At 70.4% G+C, this 19,263-nt stretch carries 13 protein-coding genes; 6 read left to right on the top strand and 7 right to left on the bottom strand.

Features of this window, described 5'->3' with window-relative positions; genetic code table 11:
* The first annotated feature begins 173 nt into the window (after window positions 1-173).
* The gene (locus tag NR792_RS11865) at window positions 174-1,685 is read left to right on the top strand and encodes an OmpA family protein (protein WP_375760160.1); all 1,512 of its coding nucleotides are present in this window, start codon (window positions 174-176) and stop codon (window positions 1,683-1,685) included.
* A gap of 363 nt (window positions 1,686-2,048) precedes the next feature.
* On the opposite strand, the gene NR792_RS11860 is transcribed toward NR792_RS11865, so the two are convergent.
* Window positions 2,049-5,189 (bottom strand): choice-of-anchor D domain-containing protein, encoded by a 3,141-nt coding sequence (locus NR792_RS11860; RefSeq protein ID WP_375760159.1) that lies wholly within the window; start codon window positions 5,187-5,189, stop codon window positions 2,049-2,051.
* A 157-nt stretch (window positions 5,190-5,346) separates the two neighbouring features.
* On the opposite strand from NR792_RS11860, the gene NR792_RS11855 reads away from it, so the two are divergent.
* The gene (locus tag NR792_RS11855; RefSeq protein ID WP_375760158.1) at window positions 5,347-6,282 is read left to right on the top strand and encodes an ADP-ribosylglycohydrolase family protein; all 936 of its coding nucleotides are present in this window, start codon (window positions 5,347-5,349) and stop codon (window positions 6,280-6,282) included.
* 2 nt (window positions 6,283-6,284) lie between these two features.
* On the opposite strand, the gene NR792_RS11850 is transcribed toward NR792_RS11855, so the two are convergent.
* From NR792_RS11850 to metF, 3 genes are read right to left on the bottom strand one after another with little or no spacing between them, the layout of a single operon-like run.
* Window positions 6,285-7,340 (bottom strand): hypothetical protein, encoded by a 1,056-nt coding sequence (locus tag NR792_RS11850; protein WP_375760157.1) that lies wholly within the window; start codon window positions 7,338-7,340, stop codon window positions 6,285-6,287.
* Complete coding sequence (locus tag NR792_RS11845) at window positions 7,337-7,759, bottom strand: hypothetical protein (RefSeq protein WP_375760156.1); 423 nt, start codon at window positions 7,757-7,759, stop codon at window positions 7,337-7,339. Before NR792_RS11845 ends, NR792_RS11850 begins: the two co-directional genes overlap by 4 nt.
* Complete coding sequence (metF, locus tag NR792_RS11840) at window positions 7,756-8,628, bottom strand: methylenetetrahydrofolate reductase [NAD(P)H] (protein ID WP_375760155.1); 873 nt, start codon at window positions 8,626-8,628, stop codon at window positions 7,756-7,758. The genes NR792_RS11845 and metF overlap by 4 nt, the downstream gene beginning before the upstream one ends.
* 105 nt (window positions 8,629-8,733) lie before the next feature.
* Here metF and gcvT point away from each other — a divergent pair, with 105 nt between their 5' ends.
* From gcvT to gcvP, 3 genes are all read left to right on the top strand, one after another.
* On the top strand, window positions 8,734-9,819 hold the full coding sequence (gcvT, locus tag NR792_RS11835) for a glycine cleavage system aminomethyltransferase GcvT (protein ID WP_375760154.1): 1,086 nt from the start codon (window positions 8,734-8,736) through the stop codon (window positions 9,817-9,819).
* 38 nt (window positions 9,820-9,857) lie between these two features.
* The gene (gcvH, locus tag NR792_RS11830) at window positions 9,858-10,241 is read left to right on the top strand and encodes a glycine cleavage system protein GcvH (RefSeq protein WP_375760153.1); all 384 of its coding nucleotides are present in this window, start codon (window positions 9,858-9,860) and stop codon (window positions 10,239-10,241) included.
* A gap of 111 nt (window positions 10,242-10,352) precedes the next feature.
* Window positions 10,353-13,256, top strand: a complete 2,904-nt coding sequence (gene gcvP, locus NR792_RS11825) for an aminomethyl-transferring glycine dehydrogenase (RefSeq protein ID WP_375760152.1) — start codon at window positions 10,353-10,355, stop codon at window positions 13,254-13,256.
* A gap of 79 nt (window positions 13,257-13,335) precedes the next feature.
* On the opposite strand, the gene NR792_RS11820 is transcribed toward gcvP, so the two are convergent.
* From NR792_RS11820 to NR792_RS11810, 3 genes are all read right to left on the bottom strand, one after another.
* The gene (locus NR792_RS11820; RefSeq protein ID WP_375760151.1) at window positions 13,336-14,235 is read right to left on the bottom strand and encodes a cation diffusion facilitator family transporter; all 900 of its coding nucleotides are present in this window, start codon (window positions 14,233-14,235) and stop codon (window positions 13,336-13,338) included.
* A gap of 51 nt (window positions 14,236-14,286) precedes the next feature.
* Window positions 14,287-15,531: an energy transducer TonB gene (locus tag NR792_RS11815; RefSeq protein WP_375760150.1), complete on the bottom strand. Its 1,245-nt coding sequence runs from the start codon at window positions 15,529-15,531 to the stop codon at window positions 14,287-14,289.
* A 119-nt stretch (window positions 15,532-15,650) separates the two neighbouring features.
* Entirely contained in the window at window positions 15,651-17,522 is a 1,872-nt protein-coding gene (locus NR792_RS11810; RefSeq protein WP_375760149.1) for a SpoIID/LytB domain-containing protein, read from the bottom strand.
* Here NR792_RS11810 and NR792_RS11805 point away from each other — a divergent pair.
* Complete coding sequence (locus NR792_RS11805) at window positions 17,521-19,203, top strand: right-handed parallel beta-helix repeat-containing protein (protein ID WP_375760148.1); 1,683 nt, start codon at window positions 17,521-17,523, stop codon at window positions 19,201-19,203. The genes NR792_RS11810 and NR792_RS11805 overlap by 2 nt on opposite strands.
* Window positions 19,204-19,263: the final 60 nt, after the last annotated feature.

Raw genomic sequence — 19,263 nt, 5'->3', positions numbered from 1 at the left:
GCGCAGTCTAGTCTGGGATTCTGGAATGGAATCGGAGTCGCATCCATTCCGGTGACGATGCACGAATGCCGCGCGCCGCCATTCCCCTTCGCCCCGGGCGGAACATGACGGATGATGCGCGCATGGGTCCGGCCTTGCACCGATGCGTCCGTGGCGGGGCCGCGCTGGGACTGATGCTGCTCGTATCCCCCGCGCGCGCCCAGGACGCCACGCCCCTGCCGACGTTCTCCCTGGAGCGCCTGGATCCGAATCCGGGGCTGGGGCCGTTGGCGCTCGGAAGCGGCGAGCTGCTGGCGCCCGGGGCGGTGCGCGTCTCGCTGATGGCGCACTACCAGCGGGCTCCCCTGACCATCCTGAACGGGTCGGACGAGTACCCGCTCGTCCTGTCCCGGACCACCGGACTGGTGTCGCTGGCCGTCGGTGTGCTGCCCTGGCTGGAGCTTCAGGCCCAGCTTCCTGGCGTCATCCACCAGAGCGGTGCGGATGTGAGCACCGTGCTGTCCATCTCCCCTCCGTCACGCAGCGGGTTGGGGGCACCGCGACTCGCGGCCCGGCTGGGATTGCTGGGGACCTCCGCTCCCGAGGCCTTTCACCTGGCGCTCGACCTGGACGTGCGGTTGCCCGTGGGCGGCTCGGGAGCGCTGGCTCGTGACCAGGGTGTCCGCGGGCAGGGACGGATCATGATGGGCAAGCGCTGGGGGCCCGTGGCTCCGGCGCTGGAAGTGGGCGTGCTCCTGCGTCGCGCCGTGTCGACGGACTCCGGCGTGGACAGCCTCAACGGCGTGGGCAACGAGCTGCGGGCCGGTGTGGGGCTCACCGTGGGTTACGCCTTCCGCGCGGAGGTGTCCGCGAACGGTGCGTACTCCTGGCGGCAGCAGCGCACCAGCGGCGAGCTGCTCGGCGGCCTTCGCTACGCACCCGCTCGGCCCTGGGAATTCTTCGCCATGGGCGGGGCGGGGGTTGGCTCGGAGCCGGGTTCCCCTCGCTTCCGGGTGCTTGCGGGACTGGCCCTGCTCTTCGACAAGGCACCGCCTCCGCCCCCGGAGGACATCGTCTATGAGATCGTCCAAGGGCTGCCACGTGCTCCCGCCGAACCCCAGCTCGAGCCCGAGCCCACGCCTCCTGAACCCACGCCTCCCGAGCCCACGCCAGAGCCGTCCGGGAACTCGTCAGGCATCGAGACCGACACGGACGGAGACGGCGTCGTGGACGCGCTGGATGCCTGCGTCCATGAGAAGGGGACGCGGGAGTACGGCGGTTGCCCTGAGTCCGGCGACCCGCTCGTCACCCTGACCCGCGAGCGCCTGGTCCTCCATGGCCAGGTCTTCTTCGAGGTCGGCGCGACGACGCTGCCGGGCCGCTCGCGCGTGCTGGATCAGGTGGCGCGGGTGCTCCTGGAGCATCCGGAAGTCGAGCGCGTCGTCATCGAAGGGCACACGGACGCGGAGGGCTCTTCCGCCTCCAACCAGCGCCTGTCCCTGGCCCGCGCGGAAGCCGTGCGCGACTACCTCTTGCGGAAGGGCGTCCCGGCCCACCGCCTGGAAGCCCGGGGCCTCGGTGCACGCCGGCCCGCGAGCTCCAATGGCACACAGGCGGGCCGGGGCGAGAACCGCCGCGCGGAGCTGCTGTTGATCCTGGGCGAGCCCGCTCCGGCTCGTCCCATTCCCGCGCCGCCTCCTCCCTGAGCGTTCGGGCAGCAGCCCTCCTCGGATGGCTGGAACATGAGAACCCTGCCGGGGCTCGCCGCCGGCCGCCCGTCGCACGAACCGGTCCGACTGTCGGACAGGTTGTGGCAACCCCGGCGGGCTCCGGGCCCTGATGGACTTCCGCCACTGAAACCTGTCCGACTGTCGGACAGGTTGTGGCAACCCCGGCGGCCCCCCGGCCCTGACGGGCTCCCGCCGCGGAAACCTGTCCGACAATCGGACCGGTTTCGACACCCCCGGCGGCCCCCGGCCCTGACGGGCTCCCGCCGCGGAAACCTGTCCGACTGTCGGACAGGTTTGGACCGCCTCGGGGAGAGGCGGCCACCGCGGAGGTGCGCAGGCTCAGCGGTGCCGCCGCCCGCGCCGGATCATCCCCATGGCGAGGAGCCACATCGCCAGCACCCCGGCACCACCAGCCCCACCCACGGAGCAGCCGCTGCCCTCCACCGTGACGGCCTCGCCAATCCCCTCCACGGGAACGATGGTCGGGGCGAGTCCGCCTCCGCTCGGCACCACGCGGACCTCTCCGCGCACCGTGCCCGTGCGCGTCGGGTGGAACGTCACCGACACCGAGGCCCGGCCTCCCGCCGGAATGGCCTCGGCCACCGCGCGCGTGTCCACCTGGAAGGCGGCGTCGGAGGAGGTCACCTGCACGGTGACGGGCACGTTGCCCGTGTTGACGAGCTCCAGGGGCAGGGACTGGCTGGTGGCGTTCACCCGCTGGTTGCCGAAGGCGATGGCTCCGGGCGTCACCGTCAGCGCCTGCGCCACGCCGGTCCCCTGCACCGCGACCATCAGCGGGGTGGCGGACGCGTCGTGCCGCACGGCGAGCGACCCGGCGTACTCGCCCGGCCGCGGCGGCGCGAACACCACGGAGAACGCGTGACTGGTGCCGGCCTCCAGCTGATGGGGCAGCGGCAATCCCGACACGGAGAACCCGTCCACCGGATCCAACCCCGTGAGCGTGATGGGGCTCGTGCCGGTGTTGCGCAGCTCCACGACGCGCTGCTCGGCCGCGCCCAGGAACTGGGAACCGAAGGCCAGCGTCGTCACGGAGGCCTCGATTGAAGCCATGGTCCCCGTTCCCCGCAGCGTCACCTGGGCGGTGCGCGGCGCGTTGCTCTGGACCTCCAGCACGCCGTTCTCCGCCGTGGTCTCGGTGGGCTTGTAGCTGACCTGGAACGTGCGGCTCCCGAGCGGCGGCACGCTGGTGCCCACGTTGAGTCCGGAGATCAGGAACGGACCGCTCACGTTCACCGCCGTCACATCCAGCGACTCGCTTCCCGTGTTGAACAGCGTGAGCTCCCGTGGCGCGCTCACGCCGCCCACCCGCTGGCCGCCGAACTCCATCACGTCGCTCGCCATCCGGGCGATGGCCTGGAGCCCCTCACCCTCCAGCTTCACCACCGTGGGGGACGACGGCGCGTTGGAGAACACCCGGAGCGCGCCGGACGCGGGGCCGTCCTCGAGCGGACTGAAGGTGACCTCCATCGTGAAGGCGTCGCGCGGCGTGAGCTCCTTGGGCAGCTTCGGAAGCACCGCCGAGAACGGTCCCGCCACCGCGATGGTGCTGAGGGTGATCGCCTCCGTCCCCGTGTTGACGAGCGTGACCTGCACCGCCTTGCTGCTCTTGCCCACTTCCGTCCGGGAGAAGGACAGCGCGGAGGGATTGGCGGTCAGCTTTCCCTCGACGCCCTGCCCACTGAGCGGCACGACCTGGGTGGAGCCACCAGGACCATCCGCGCTCACCGTCAGCTCCTCCGTGAACTGGGCGGTATGCGAGGGCTCGAAGGTCACCTGGAGCTGGGTCGCGGCGCCGGGCGTCAGGCTGAGCCGGCCCGCGGGCGTCACGGCGAAGCCGGTGGGTGCCTGGATGGACTCCACCACGAGCGTCCCCGCGCCCTCGTTCTTGAGCGTCAGGGTCTGGGGTGCGCTCACGGAGCTGACCTCCCGCGAGCCGAAATCCAGCGCCGTGCCGCCATCCGGCCCGGTGACCTGGAGCGCGGGGACCTTCACGCCGGTGCCGGAGAGGGACACCTTGAACGCGGGACGGTTCGGGTCGTTGCTGCGCAGGGTGAGGTCCTTCGTGGCGCGGCCCGCTCCGGGAGCGAAGGCCACCGGCAGGTCCTTCTGTTCCCAGGGCTTGATGGTCAGCGGCAGGCCGGCCTCCACGGTGAAGGGCGCCTCCACGTCGAAGGCGGTGAGGATCAGATCATCCTGGCCCGTGTTGCCCACCGTCAGCGTCTGGCGAACCGGCTCGATGCCCGCGGTGTGCACGCCGAAGTCCATCGCGGTCGCGGCCACGGAGATGGCGGGCTGGGTGCCCGTGCCGTGCAGCGCGACCTCCGCGATCGGCGTGGTGGTGGTCCCCTGGGACTGGATGTACAGCGGCTGGTTGGCTTCCCCGGCCGTCGCCGTGAAGGTCACCGTGAGCGGGAGGACGCCCGAGGGCTGCAGCACGACGTCCCCCGAGGCAAAGCCGCTGACGGAGAAGGGGGCCTGGGTCAGGACGGCGGAGAGCGTGAGCGGCACGGTCCCCACGTTCTTCAGCTGGAGGGGGAGGCTCTTGCTCGTGCCAGCCCGCACGGCACCGAAGTCGAGCGAGGTCGGGCTGAGCTGGAGTTTCGCGGCACCGCCGGTCCCCTCGAGCTTGATCAACCGCGACGGCTTGTCGGGATCACTGCTCACGATGGTCAGGTTCCCAGAGGCGGCCCGCTCGTCCTTCGGCGCGAACGTCACGGTCACGTCCAGGCTGGAGCGGGCCTTGAGCGTGAAGGGCAGGGTGATGGAGTTCAGCCCGAAGGGACTTGGGACATTCATGGCGGTGATGACGAGCGGGGCGATGCCCTCGTTCGTCAAGGTCACCTTCTGCGTGGCGGACGCGCCCACCGCCACCGAGCCGAACGACACCTCGGTGGGCTTGACCGTGAGCACGGGCCGCCCCGCCTTGATGCTGATGTCGGCGAAGGCGAAGCAGTTGGTCTCTTCCGTGCGCAGCGTGAGGGTATTGATGGCGCCGTATTGGTAGCCGGGCAGCCCCGTCTGCTCGGTCGTGGCGTAGCGGACCTGCTGCGGCGTGCAGGCGCCACACCCGAACCAGCTCAGGTCGGGGAGCCCGAAGGACCCCAGCACCAGGTTGTTCAACCGGACCGTGGAGATGCCACCGTCATAGCCGCGGGCGCCAATGCCCACGTGCACTTCCATCGCCACCCAGCCGGGAGGGAGGGGATCCCTGAAGCTCTGGACCCCACCGTTCCAGTTCCCCGTGTTGTCCGAGCAGGCATAGGAAGGCCGCTGGCAGGTGCTGCACTTGGTCGCGCCAGTCCACGTCACGTGGGTGTTGAAGACCTGGGTCAACTCCAGGGCCTGGGTCTGCGAGGCATCCGCAGGCGTCTCGGGTTCATCCGGTGCCTCAGGCTCCACGGGAGAGCAGGCGGAAAGGACAGACAGGCAGAGGGCAGTCAGCAGGGTGAGTCGACGCATCCGGAGCGCCTCTCGTGAGGATGGGGTGTCCCGTTCCTGGAAGGAAGGGCGCAAGAGCTTCGCATGAACCGTGAACACCGCGCGAGCCGTCAGCCTTTACAGGGATGGTGTCCTTGGCACACTATCTCGAAGGAGCACGGACCTGGGAGGTTGGGACATGGTGAGTCGCGAGGAGCGCATCGCGGGAGGACTGTATGGGTTGCTCGTCGGAGACGCGCTCGGGGTGCCCTACGAGTTCCACCGGCCTGAGGCAATCCCAGCCCCGGAGGCCATCGAATACGACCCACCTCCGGGTTACGACCGCGCGCATGATCGCGTTCCCCCGGGCACGTGGTCGGACGACGGCGCCCATGCGCTGTGCCTGATGGATTCGCTGACACATCAGAAGCGGCTCGACTGCGAGGACCTGGGCCGGCGGCTGGTGAACTGGCAGGACTGGGGTTACCTCGCCGTGGACGGCGACGTGTTCGACGTGGGCATCCAGACCAGCACGGCCCTGCGCCGGCTGCGCGATGGCACGCCCGCGATGCTCGCGGGCCCCAACGGCACGATGGACAACGGCAATGGCTCACTGATGCGTGTGTTGCCATTGGCCCTGTGGCACCAGGGCAAGGACGCGGCGCTCGTCTCCGACGCCATGGCGCAGTCGCGCGTGACACACGGCCACGTGCGCGCCCAGGTGTGCTGCGCGCTGTATTGCCTCTGGGCCCGCCGCATCCTGGAGGGCGCGGCGGACCCGTGGGCCGACGCCGTGGCCACCTTCCGCGACCTGTACGTGGAAGGCTTCCCGCAGCGGGAGGAACTGGAAGCCCACATCCGCCCGGATGACCCGGCCCCTGGCACGGGCGGAGGCTACGTCGTGGATTGCCTGCGCTCCGCTCGCGCCTGCGTGGCGAACGGGAAGAGCTACGAAGAGGTCGTCAAGTCCGCCATCCGGCTGGGCCACGACACGGACACCACGGCCTGCGTGGCGGGCGGCATCGCGGGCCTCCTCTTCGGTCTGAACGGGATTCCGCACCGCTGGCGTTCCCAGCTGCGCGGGCAGGACCTCGTGGAGCCGCTGCTGGAGCGGCTCATGAAGTCACTGAGCTGAAGTCAGTCCGGGAAGATCTCCAGCACATCCCTCAACATCGCGGCCCCCGTCCCACGGGAACCCTGCTCACCGGTGATGAGGGTGTGGACGCCGTGCAGGTCGCTGCGGAACACCGCGCCCAGCTCCGTCGCGCCCAGCCGGGCCAGGGGATGGGACGCGTCCATGGCGGTGGGGCGCACGCTCCACTCCCAGCGCTCGCCGCCCACGGGCTCCCCGCGCGCCAGCAGCAGCACCTGGCCGCCCTGGGCCTTCGCCGCCTCCAGCTCCGCGCGCGTCACGCCGCGCATGCCCGTCACCGACACGTCCTTCAGCGTGGTGGGCACGCGCATCACCGCGTTGGCCAGGATGATCAGCTTGCCCGTCGTGTCCCAGCCGTCCACGTCGAGGGTCGGGTCCGTCTCCGCGATGCCAATGGCCTGCGCCTCCGCCAGCGCGGCGTCGTACGTCTTGCCCTCGGCCATTCGGCACAGCAGCAGGTGGCTGGTGCTGTTGAGCACGCCCTCGAACCGGCCGAGCCTCCCCAGCGCCAGGTCCCGGCGGCCCACGTTCACCAGCGGCATCGCCCCGCCCACCGCGGCGCTGAAGCGCAGGGGAGGGCGGCCCGGCGACTCCAGGTCGCTCAAGGACGCCAGCTCCTGGAACCCCAGCACCAGCGGCCCCTTGCTCGCGAGCACCGCCGCCATGCCCCGCGACAGCGCGTCCCGCGTGATGTCCAGCCCGGGCTGCCCGTCCTGGAAGCTCGTGGGCGTGGCTTCCAGCAGGAGGTCCGCCTTCACCTCGCGCACCAGGTCGCGCCCGCTCATCCCCGGACGCCCCACCACCGGCAGCGACGCCACCGAGTGCCGCGCCCGCTTCACCGCCAGCACCGACGCCACGTCCAGCCCATGCGGCGACACCGCCGCGCCGCCCGAGTCCGCCAGCCCCACCGGCAGGAGCTCCAGCCGGTAGCGCTCCATCAGCAGCGACGCTCGCGACTGGAGGATCTCCAGGAGCGGCACGCCCACGTTGCCCAGGCCCGTGAGCAGGAAGCGCACCGTGCGGACGGCGCGCGGGTTCATGGTGCGAAGGCCTCGCGCACGCCGTCGCGGCGCAGCGTGAAGAGCATCCACACCGCCACCGGCACGCCGATGAAACAGCCGGGCGTCAGCGTGTACATCGCGCAGATGGCGCCCACCGTCGCCAGGCCGTAGCCCTTGAGGTTCATCGCGTTCCACGCGCCCCAGATGGCCAGGAGTCCGCAGAGGATCCCGCCCAGGATGGCCAGCGAGAACCCCATCGTGAACTCCAGCACCACCGGCGCCTGTCCCGGCGTCGAGAAGGGCGACGCCACCTTCAGCGCCGCCAGCACCCCGCCCAGCAGGCTGAAGGTGACGTGCAGCACGCCGACGATGAGCAGGAAGAACGCCGGGAAGCGCACGATCTGGAAGATCTTGAGGCGCGGGTCGTCCGGCGCCAGCCGCGGACCCGGGCCGCTCATGACCGCACCTTCAGCGCGCCCACGATCATCCGCGTCGCGGGGGACTTGTTCAGCGTGTAGAAGTGGATGCCCGGCACGCCGCGCGACAACAGCTCCATGCACTGCACCGTGGCGTGCGCCACCCCCAGCTGCACGACGGCGTCCGGCTGGTCCTTCACGCGCTCCATCTGGAGCGCCAGACGCATGGGCACCGTGGCGCCGCACATGCGCGTGAAGCGCTGGACCTGCTCGTAGTTGGTGATGGGCATGATGCCGGGGACGATGGGGACGTTGATGCCCACCCGCCGCGCCCGCTCCACGAAGTCGAAGTAGAAGGCGTTGTCGAAGAAGAGCTGCGTCACCACGAAGTCCATCCCCGCATCCACCTTGGCCTTCAGGTGTTTGAGGTCGTCCTCGCGAGACGCCGTCTCCACGTGGCCCTCCGGATAGCACGCACCCCCGATGCAGAAGTTGAAATCCTCTTCTCGGACGAATCGGACCAGCTCCTCCGCGTAGCGGAAGCCCCCGGGCACCGGCTCGAACGTCGTCTGGCCCTGCGGCGGGTCCCCGCGCAAGAGGAGCACGTTCTCGATGCCTGCCGCGTCGAGCCGGCGCAGCACGTCACGAAGCTCGTCGCGGGTGTGTCCCACGCACGTCAGGTGGGCCATCGCCTCGATGCCGGTCTGCTGCTTGATGTGTGTGACCAGCTCCACCGTCCGGTCGCGCGTGCTCCCGCCCGCCCCGTACGTCACCGACACGAACCCCGGCTCCAACGGCGCAAGCTCCTCCACCGTGCGCAGGAGCGAGGCCACGCCCGCGTCCGTCTTGGGAGGAAAAAACTCGAAGGAGAAGCTTGGCCGGGAGGGATTGAGGCAGTTGCGGATCTTCATGTCAGGAGGAGTTTAGTCCCTTCCGCGTCGGCCTTGATCGGAGAAGGTGCGTCGCTATAGTCCGCGCCGTTTCACCACCCCCCTTTTCTGCCCATGGAGAAGTCAATGACCCGGCGTACGCCCCTGAACGAGGCCCACCGCAAGCTGGGGGCCCGGATGGTCGACTTCGTCGGCTGGGACATGCCGGTGCAGTACTCGTCCGTCATCGCCGAGCACGAGGCCGTGCGCACCGCCGTCGGCCTGTTCGACGTCTCCCACATGGGGGAGATCGAGTTCGCCGGCCCCGGCGCGCTGGAGACCGTGAACCGGCTCATCTCCAACGACCTGGCCCGCTGCCAGGACGGCCAGGCCGTCTACGCGGGCCTGCTCAACGACCTGGGCGGCTTCGTGGACGACGTCGTCGCCTACCGCTTCAGCCCCGAGCGCATCCTCATCTGCGTCAACTCCAGCAACCGCGAGAAGGACTTCGCCTGGATGAAGGCGCGCGCGGAGGGCGTCACCCCCGTGGACCGCGGGGACGAGTACGCGCAGATCGCCGTCCAGGGCCCCAAGGCCGTGGGGCTGGTGCAGCGCCTGACCCAGGCGGACCTGTCCAAGGTGGGCACCTACCGCTTCACGGAAGGGGAGGTGGCCGGCGTGAAGTCCATCATCTCCCGCACGGGCTACACCGGCGAGGACGGCTTCGAGCTGTACTGCGCCACCGACGACGCGGTGAAGCTCTGGGACGCGCTCCTGGAGGCCGGGCAGCCGGACGGGGTGAAGCCCTGCGGCCTGGGCGCCCGCGACTCGCTGCGCACGGAGATGAAGTACGCGCTCTACGGCAACGACATCGACGACGCGCACACCGCCCTGGAGGCGGGCCTGGGCTGGATCGTCAAGCTGGACAAGGCGGGCGGCTTCATCGGCAAGGACGCGCTCGTCGCTCAGAAGGCCGCCGGCGTGCCCCGCAAGCTCGTGGGCTTCGAGCTCACCGGCGCCGGCATCCCGCGCCACGGCTACCCCATCCTCAAGGACGGCGTCCGCGTGGGTGAGGTGACCAGCGGCACCCAGGGCCCCACGGTGAAGAAGCCCATCGGCATGGGCTACGTGCCCACGAACCTCGCCACCGAAGGCTCCACCTTCGACGTGGAGATCCGCGGCCGCGCCGTGCCCGCGGTCGTCGTGAAGACCCCCTTCCTCAAGAAGTCCTGATTCCCTCCCGTTCGCACCCGTTGCGAGGAGCCGCCTCCATGTCTGACAACATCCCGCAGGACCTGAAGTACACGAAGGAGCACGAGTGGGCCCGCACCACGGGCAAGACCGTGGTGGTGGGCGTCACGCACCACGCCCAGGAGTCGCTGGGTGACGTGGTCTACGTGGAGCTGCCCAAGCTGGGCGTCCAGCTCGTCGAGGGCAAGAACTTCGGCGTCATCGAGTCCACCAAGGCCGTGTCGGACCTGTTCGCCCCCATCTCCGGCACCGTGGTGAAGGTGAACGACGAGCTCACCGGCAACCCGTCCCTCATCAACTCCGACCCGTACGGGAAGGGCTGGATTGTCGAGGTCGAGCCCTCGGACGCCGAGCAGGTGGGCAAGCTCCTGGACGCCGCCGCCTACGAGCCGCTCACCAAGTAGTCACGCGCGCGCAAGAAGTCCGGCGTCCCGGTTGTTAGAGACGCTCCATGAGGCACCGAGCCCGCTCGGACGCCGACCTTCTTGACGCACCTCACGCGAGCCCTTCCGACCATGTCCCTCAACTGGAAGTACCAGGAGTCCTTCGCCGGCCGGCACATCGGCCCGGAGACCCCTGAAGTGAAGCAGATGCTGTCCACGCTGGGCGTCACCTCGCTCGATGCCTTCATCGAGAGCGCCGTGCCCCCCGCCATCCGCTCCCAGGAGCCCCTGCGCCTGCCCGCCGGCCGTGGCGAGAACGAGGTGCTGGCGCAGCTGGAGGCCATCGCGGCGAAGAACCAGGTGTTCCGGTCCTTCATCGGCATGGGCTACAGCGACACCCACGTCCCCAACGTCATCCTGCGCAACATCTTCCAGAACCCGGGCTGGTACACCCAGTACACGCCCTACCAGGCGGAGATCGCCCAGGGCCGGCTGGAGGCGCTGCTCAACTTCCAGACGATGGTGACGGACCTCACCGGCATGGAGGTGGCCAACGCCTCCCTGCTCGACGAGGGCACCGCCGCGGCGGAGGCCATGGCGCTGGCCATGCACGCCAAGGGCGACGGCACGGGCGGCGCGTTCTTCGTCTCCGACGCCTGCCACCCGCAGACGGTGGACGTGGTGCGCACGCGCGCCATCCCCCTGGGCGTGGAGGTCGTCGTGGGCGACCACCGCACGGTGGACCTGGCCCAGAAGAAGTTCTTCGGCGCGCTGGTGCAGTACCCGGCGACGGACGGCGTGGTGCACGACTACCGCGCCTTCGGTGAGAAGGTGCACGCGGCGGGCGGCCTGTTCGTCGTCGCGGCGGACCTGCTGGCCCTGACGCTGCTCACGCCCCCGGGCGAGTTCGGCGCGGACGCGGTGGTGGGCAGCGCGCAGCGCTTCGGCGTGCCGCTGGGCTACGGCGGCCCGCACGCCGCCTTCTTCGCCACGAAGCACGCCTACACCCGCGTGATGCCGGGCCGCCTCATCGGCGTGTCCGAGGATGCGCAGGGCCGGCCCGCGCTGCGCATGGCGCTGCAGACGCGCGAGCAGCACATCCGCCGTGAGAAGGCCACGAGCAACATCTGCACCGCGCAGGTGCTGCTGGCCGTGATGGCCGGCATGTACGCCGTCTACCACGGGCCGGAGGGGCTCAAGGCCATCGCGGAGCGCGTGCACGGGCTCACGGTGGTGCTGTCGCGGGGCCTCGCGAAGCTGGGCTTCAAGCCGCGGTATGATCAGTTCTTCGACACGCTGCGCGTGGAGCTGACGCCGCCGCAGGTGCGCGGCGTGCTGGCCGCCGCCGAAGCGTCGAAGATGAACTTCCGTCGCATCGACGAGAAGACGCTCGGCCTGTCGCTGGACGAGACGACGCGCGCCAAGGACGTGGAGGACATCCTCGCGGCCTTCATCCAGGGCGCGAACAAGTCCGCGTCCCCGGTGAACCTGGACGAGGTCGCCGAGGGCCTGGAGAGCCCGCTCGCCCCCGAGCTGCGCCGCCAGAGCGCGTACCTCACGCACCCGGTCTTCAACCGCTACCACTCCGAGACGGAGATGCTGCGGTACGTGCGCCGGCTGGAGGCGAAGGACCTGTCCCTCACGCACTCCATGATTCCGCTGGGCAGCTGCACCATGAAGCTCAACGCCACCGCGGAGATGATCCCGGTGACGTGGCCCCAGTTCAGCAAGCTGCACCCGTTCGCGCCCACGTCGCAGGCGGCCGGCTACAAGGTCGTCTTCGAGCAGCTGGAGAACGCGCTGTCGCAGGTGACGGGCTTCGCCGGGTGCTCGCTGCAGCCCAACGCGGGCAGCCAGGGTGAGTACGCGGGCCTGCTCGTCATCCGCGCCTACCACCAGGCGCGCGGGCAGGGGCACCGCGACGTGTGCCTCATCCCGTCCTCCGCGCACGGCACCAACCCGGCCTCCGCGGTGATGGCCGGCTACCGCGTCGTCGTCACCAGGTGCGACGAGAACGGCAACATCGACCTGGGCGACCTGCGCGCCAAGGCGGACGAGCACAAGGACAAGCTCGCCGCGCTGATGGTGACGTACCCCTCCACGCACGGCGTGTTCGAGGAGGAGATCCGCGAGATCTGCTCCACCATCCACGAGCGTGGCGGCCAGGTGTACATGGACGGCGCCAACCTCAACGCGCAGGTGGGCCTCACCGCGCCGGGCCTGGTGGGCGCGGACGTCTGCCACATCAACCTGCACAAGACGTTCTGCATCCCGCACGGCGGTGGCGGCCCGGGCATGGGCCCCATCTGCGTGGCGTCCCACCTGGTGAAGTTCCTCCCCGGACACCCCGTCATCCAGACGGGCGGCTCGGACGCCATCGGCGCCATCTCCGCGGCGCCGTGGGGTAGCGCCAGCATCCTGCTCATCTCCTGGATGTACGTGCAGATGATGGGCGGCGAGGGCCTGACGCAGGCCACGAAGCTGGCCATCCTCAACGCCAACTACGTCGCGGAGCGGCTGCAGCCGCACTACCCGGTGCTGTACCGGGGCAAGCGCGGCCGGGTGGCCCACGAGTGCATCGTGGACCTGCGCCCGCTCAAGAAGACCGCGGGCGTGGAGGTGGAGGACGTGGCCAAGCGCCTCATGGACTACGGCTTCCACGCGCCCACCGTGTCGTTCCCGGTGGCGGGCACGCTGATGATCGAGCCCACGGAGTCCGAGTCCAAGGCGGAGCTGGACCGCTTCTGCGACGCGATGATCGCCATCCGCCAGGAGATCCGCGACGTGGAGGAGGGCCGCGCGCCCAAGGACAACAACGTCCTGAAGAACGCGCCGCACACCGCGCGCACCCTCACCGCGCCGGAGTGGAACCGCCCGTACACCCGCGAGCAGGCCGTGTTCCCCACGCCGTGGGTGCGCGACAACAAGTTCTGGCCGTCCGTGGGACGCCTGAACAACGTGCTGGGTGACCGCAAGCTCGTGTGCTCGTGCCCGCCCATCGAGGACTACGACACGCCCGAGCAGAAGGTCGCGTAGCGCTCGAAGTCCGCTGAACGCATCACCGGGGCCGTCTTCCAGCGCATCGGAAGGCGGCCCTCGTGTTTCTATCGGGCCTTCAACGGCCCTTCGCGGGCTCCACGTGCACCACCACGTCCACCACCTGGGGGTAGGCGTCGTGCAGCGTCTCCTCCACCCGGTCCGCGACCTCGTGGGCCTGCGCGGTGGTGAGCTGCGGGTCGACCTCGATCTTCAGGTCCACGTAGACGCTCTCCTCCATGCCCCGGCTGCGCACGTCGCGGCACGAGCGCACGCCGGCCACCGCGAGCGTGTGCTGGGACACCTGCGCCGGGTCCAGGCGCGCGGTGTCGGAGAGGATGCCCACCGCCTGCCGCACGATGCCGTAGGCCACCCGCGCCACGAACAGCATCACGGCCAGCGCCACGAGGCCGTCCGCGCGCGGAAAGCCCAGCGCCACGAGGCCAATGGAGACGAGCACCGCGATGCTCACGAACACGTCCGACAGCGTGTGCTGCGCGTCCGCGAGCAGCAGCGAGCTCTTGTACTTCTGCCCGTAGTGCCGCTCCACGCGGGTGACGATGAGGTTGATGACGAGCGTGAAGACCATCACCGCCGCCATCGTCAGCGACACCGTGGGGTGCTTGTCGTGCAGGAGCGAGTCGAACGCCATGCGCCCCAGCTCCAGCATGCCCACGCCAATCATCGCGCCGATGCCCAGCGACGCGAGCGCCTCGAACTTGCCGTGGCCGTAGGGGTGGTCCGCGTCCGCCGGCTGCGACGCGACGCCCATGGCGACGAGCCCCAGCACGTTGGAGCTGCCGTCGATGAACGAGTGCAGCCCGTCCGCCGTCACCGAAGCCGAGTGGGCCATGAGCCCGAAGACGAGCTTGGCGACGGCCACCACCCAGTTGGCCCCGAGGATGGCCAGGAGGACGAAGCGGACCTTCCGGTTGCGCTCCTGGAGCGCGGCGCTGCGGTCGACGAGGGAGGCTTCCACGGCGGGGCAGGGTAGTGCCCCGGGCCGTCCGTCGCGAGGGCTCCGTGGGTCCTACTGTCGGAACAACCGCATCCGCGGGCCGCCGCCCATCTCCAGGAAGAAGCCGAACTGGAAGCGCACCGTCGCGTCCTGGCTCAGCAGGCCGGAGGGCGGGTTGGGGAAGGGCTGCGCGCGCTTGAAGGAGGCCACGGCCTCCATGTCCAGGAAGTCCAGGCCGCTGCTCTTCTCCACCTGGATGTCCTTCACCGCGCCGCGCTCGTCCAGGGTGATGGTGAGCAGCGTCTGGCGGTCGCGCCCGGAGTAGATGTTCCCCGTCGGGTCGCGCATGCGCAGCTGCTCGTTGGGGTTCCAGTGCATGCCCACGCTCTGCTTCACGCGGTTGAAGAAGCTGGCGTACTTCCACTCGCGCGTGTTGAGGAAGGTGCCGTCGCCCTCCTCCTGGTCCTGGAGCATGTCGTTGGGAGCCGCGCCCACCACCCGGTCCATCGCCGCCTGCGAGGGCATCAGCGTGGCCAGGCCCGGGGAGCCGGTGCGGCCGGTGGAGCCCTCCTGCTCGCTGTCCTCGCCCTCGCCGGGCTGGATGCGCAGGCGCTTCGCGTTGCCCTGGGTGGCTTCGCTCTCCGACTGGTTGTTCACCGCCATGCCCGGGCCTCGCTCGCGCGGATCCGTCTTCATGGCGATCTCCTGCTTGCGGCGCGTCTCCGGCATCTCGAAGACGGGCTTCTTGCCGCCCTGCGACTGGGGCCGGTCGTCCGCGCCCTGGCCGTTGTTGCCCGACACGCGCGGCGGCTGCACCTGCTCCTGCTGCGCGCCCTCCTGCTTCTGGGGCGCGGTCCGCTGGGGCATGGCGTTGCGGTAGAAGGCCGTCTGGTCGCGCGCGCGCGTCTCCTTCTCCACCGTGTTGTTGTGCTCGGCCAGGTACTTCGCGTCCGGGGACTGCTGATCATTCCCCGGCGCCACGTCCACCACCTGGCCCTGGGGCTTCGTCTCGTCCGGCTTCTTCTCTTCCCTGGGCTCGCGCTTTTCGGTGGGGCGGGGCTTCGTCTGCTGCTGCGCCACCGGCCCCCGGTTCTTCGCCCACTGGTCCGACGTGAGCGGCCTCACCGCCACGGACGTGGGCCGCGCGGGGCGCTTCTCCGGCGGGAGGTTCGCCTGCACGGCGGACACCAGGAGCACGAAGCCCACGAAGGCCGCCTGGGCCAGGAGCGCCAGGATGCCCGCCACCAGATAGCGCAGGGGGGCGCGCTCTTTCCGGGCGCGCCGCTGACGCCAGTCTGTCGAGGAACCCGTGCCCACGGCCTGATGATAAACCTCCGGACCGCTTCTTCAGTCCCGAACGTGCGCCCCGTAACACGCGGGACATCCAAGAGATTCACGAGCCAGGCAGCCGGTGCGCGCGAATTGTTCCCTGGACTTCAGTAGATGGGGGCCACCTCCGCCCCGTTGAAGTAGTAGCGCAGGATCTCCGGATAGCTCTGTCCCGCCTCCGCCCGGCCGATGGCGCCTGTCTGACACATGCCCACGCCGTGGCCCCAGCCGCCGCCCCGGAACAGCCATCCGGTGAGCCGGCCCTCGGCGTCCCGCTCGGCCTCCACCGTGGCCATGCTGCTGTTGAGCATCCCGAAGAGCCGCCGGATGTTCAGCTCGCCCCGGACCTGGGTGGCCCCCTGCGTGCCGGACACGGTGAGCAGCCGGGCCCGCCCGGACACCCCGCGCTCGGACAGGGCGAGTCCCTGGACCGCCCCCACGCCCAGCTTCTCCGTGAGCGCGTCCACCTGGGCTTGCGTGAAGCGCTTCTCCCACCGGAACTTCGTCGGCTGCGCGAAGCTGGACAGCTTGCACGCGGCGGGCACGTCCGCCGTCGCCAGCCACGCCTTGAGGCTCGACGGCCCGGGCACGCCCGGCGCGGACTCCAGCAGGTCCGGCCGGCCGCGCAGGCTGGGGTCCGGCGGGCCGCCCCACACCACGTCGTTGTCCTCGGTGTGGCCGCCGCACACGGCGCTGTAGACGGAGTCCACCAGCCGCCCGTCCTGGCTGAAGAGGGCCTGGCCCCGGGTGGCCTCCACCGCGGCGGTGGTGCTGGCCGCCTCCCCGGTACGGCCCCGGTACACCGCGCAGTGCTGCTCCGAGCAGAGCAGGTACGGATCCGCCAGGTGCTTGATGCCCACCTTCGCCAGCACCTCGCCCCGGGCGGTGACGGCCTGGGCCTTGAGCGCCTCCGGGTGCGCGCGCGCGAAGATTTCGGATGGCACCAGTCCCTTGAGCAGGTCCTCCAGGCCCACCACGTTCACCACCGCGAGCTTGCCGCTCCGGTCCACCGCGAACTGGAGCGAGCCCCGGAAGCTGCGGTCCTCGAAGGCGTGGAAGTCGTAGCCCACGCCGTACTCCACCTGCCGCACGTCGAAGCCGCTGCCGTCCGGCGTCTCCGCGTCCAGCCGGTCCTGCGCCAGGCCCACCACGGCGTCGTTCTCGTCCTTCAGCTCCAGGATGGCGGTGGCCGGCTTGCGGACCTCCTCGAAGAGGGTGGTGCGCAGGCCGTAGCGGCGCAGCAGCTCCGCCTGCTGCTTCGCCGCGGCGGCGGGCGTCAGCGCCTCGTCGCCCAAGAGGAGGTAGCGCCGGTTGTCGATGACCTTCCCCGCGATGCCGTACACGGAGCCCAGCGTGTGCGTGCGCACCGCGACCCCGCGCGAGCGCCACGTCTCCTGCGCCTCCGCGAGCCCCGCCTTGTCCGCGAAGCGGAACTCGCCCAGCTGCACGCGCGCGCTCCACTGCGCGGGTTCCCCTTGCGTCACCCGCACCGTCCAGCGCGAGCCCGCGGGCGCGTCCAGCATCTTGTCGCCCGGGCCCCCGAAGCGAAGGCGCATCCGCCCGCGCGGCGAGAACGTCACCCCGTCGCGCCCCTCCATGAGCTTGATGGGGAGGCGCGGCTCGCCGTTGCGGAAGTCCAGGCGCTTCAGGTCCTGCGGCCCGGGCAGGCCCGAGGTGAGCGGATCCTCCAGGCCACTGGACGCGGGGGGCTTCACGCCCGCGTCCACGGCGGCGGTGCTGGCGGGAACGGAGACCTCCGGCTCGCCCAGCCCCCGGGTACTCGGGACAGGGGAGGGCGCCGGCGTGGCGCAGGAGGCGAGCAGCAGGGCGGTCAGGAGCAGGACGGCTTTGGACACGGCGGCGGCACCGTAGCCGCCATGGGGCCGAGCGTCACGGTTCTCCCTCCCGGTGCGGCGCGTCCCCGCCTGGATGACCGGCAGTGAATAGAACGCCGGACCCCATGCGTTGCCCCTGCTCATGCGAATTCTCGGAGGCAACGGATTGAAGACGCGAAACACGCTGGTGGCCTCCCTGGCTGCCTGTTCCCTGGCGCTTGGGCTGACCGCTTGTGGCGGCGGCGGTGGCTCTGGCGGAGGCACCGGCGGTTCCTCGAGCGGCGGCGGTACCCAGCCCCCCGCGGCGAAGACGGGCGCCACCCCCAAGGTCGAGAAGACCCCCACCACCCCGGGCCAGGCGCCGCCCATCGGCGTGCAGCCGGTGGAGAACACGCCCGCCGCGCAGATGCCGGCGCACGCGGACCACGCGCCCATCGCGGAGCCCGGTCCCCAGCCCGCCGTCAGCGCCAAGGCCATGACGGAAGCCCCCACCACCACGCCCGTCAACGAGTGGGTCGTGTCGCCGAACGGAGATGACGGCGCGCAGGGCACGGAGGCCGCGCCGCTGCGCACCCTCGCCATGGCGGTGGGCAAGGCGGGCCCCGGCGACCGCATCCGCGTGCTCGCGGGCACCTACGCCGAGCGCCTGGTGCTGGGCGAGAACGCCAAGGCCGGCACGGCCGAAGCGAAGATCACCCTCCAGGGCGAGGGCCGCCCCAAGCTCACTCCGGGCAGCGGCTCGGGCGCCGCGGTGCAGGTGCGCCGCGCGAACTGGGTCATCGACGGGTTCGACATCGACGTGGAGGGGCAGCCCATCTTCGGCGTCACCTTCGAGGGCGATGTGCAGGGCGCGGTGCTGGCCAACTCGGAGCTGCACAACGGCACCGGCGGCGCGGGCATCACCATGTTCAACAACGCCCGCGGCCTCACCATCGAGAACAACAACATCCACGACTTCGTGCGGACCACCGGCAACAAGGACTCGCACGGCATCGTGATGCAGCCCGCGTCCTACGACGTGACGGTGCGCAACAACGACATCCACAGCAACTCCGGTGACTCCGTGCAGTGCCTGGGGCCCGAGGGCTTCAGCACCCTGCCGCCCGCCAAGGGCCTGCTGGTGGAGAACAACCACCTGTTCGGCAACCGGGAGAACGCCGTGGACATCAAGACGTGCCACGACGTCGTCATCCGCAACAACCGGATGCACAAGTTCCAGGCGAACGACACGGCGAAGGGCGAGGCGCTCGTCATCCACTACTCCGCCAACAACGTGCTGGTGGAGGACAACGAAGTCTATGACGCCGCGAAGGGCATCTCCGTGGGCGGCAACCACGAGGGCCCCGTGCCCCAGGCCGTCGTCGTGCGCCGCAACCGCGTGCACGACATGACCGACGCGGGCGGCGGCGAAGGCACCGCCATCCGCCTGGAGAACTCCAAGGGCACCGTGGTGGTGAACAACACCGTCACCCGCGCCAAGGCCGGCATCATCCTGGGCCACGGCACGGGCGGCCCCACGGAGTCGCTGCGCGTGCAGAACAACCTCGTGGACGCCCCCATCAGCGTGGACGTGGGCGGCCAAGCTCCCGGCCTCCAGATGGGCTCCAACCTCTACCCGGCCGGCACGCAGTTCAAGAACAACGGCCAGCTCGTGGCCCTGGACGCCTTCAAGGCCGCCGTCGGAGACACCACCTCCAACGGCGGGGACGTGACGGTGTCGGAGGCCTTCGCCCCGTCCGCTTCCGCCCAGGACAAGGGCCAGGACCAGGGCCAGCCCTTCTGCGGCGCGGCCCCGGACATCGGCGCGGTGGAGATGGGCTGCTAGGCCCTCCCCGGGCAATCACCCCGGGAAAAACAGAAGGCCCGATGCGGAAGCTCCGCATCG

The sequence above is a fragment of the Corallococcus exercitus genome (assembly GCF_042231735.1).
GTDB lineage: Bacteria > Myxococcota > Myxococcia > Myxococcales > Myxococcaceae > Corallococcus > Corallococcus exercitus_B.
Note: the sequence above shows the minus strand (reverse complement) of the source record. Positions and strands in the feature narration are given on the sequence as shown.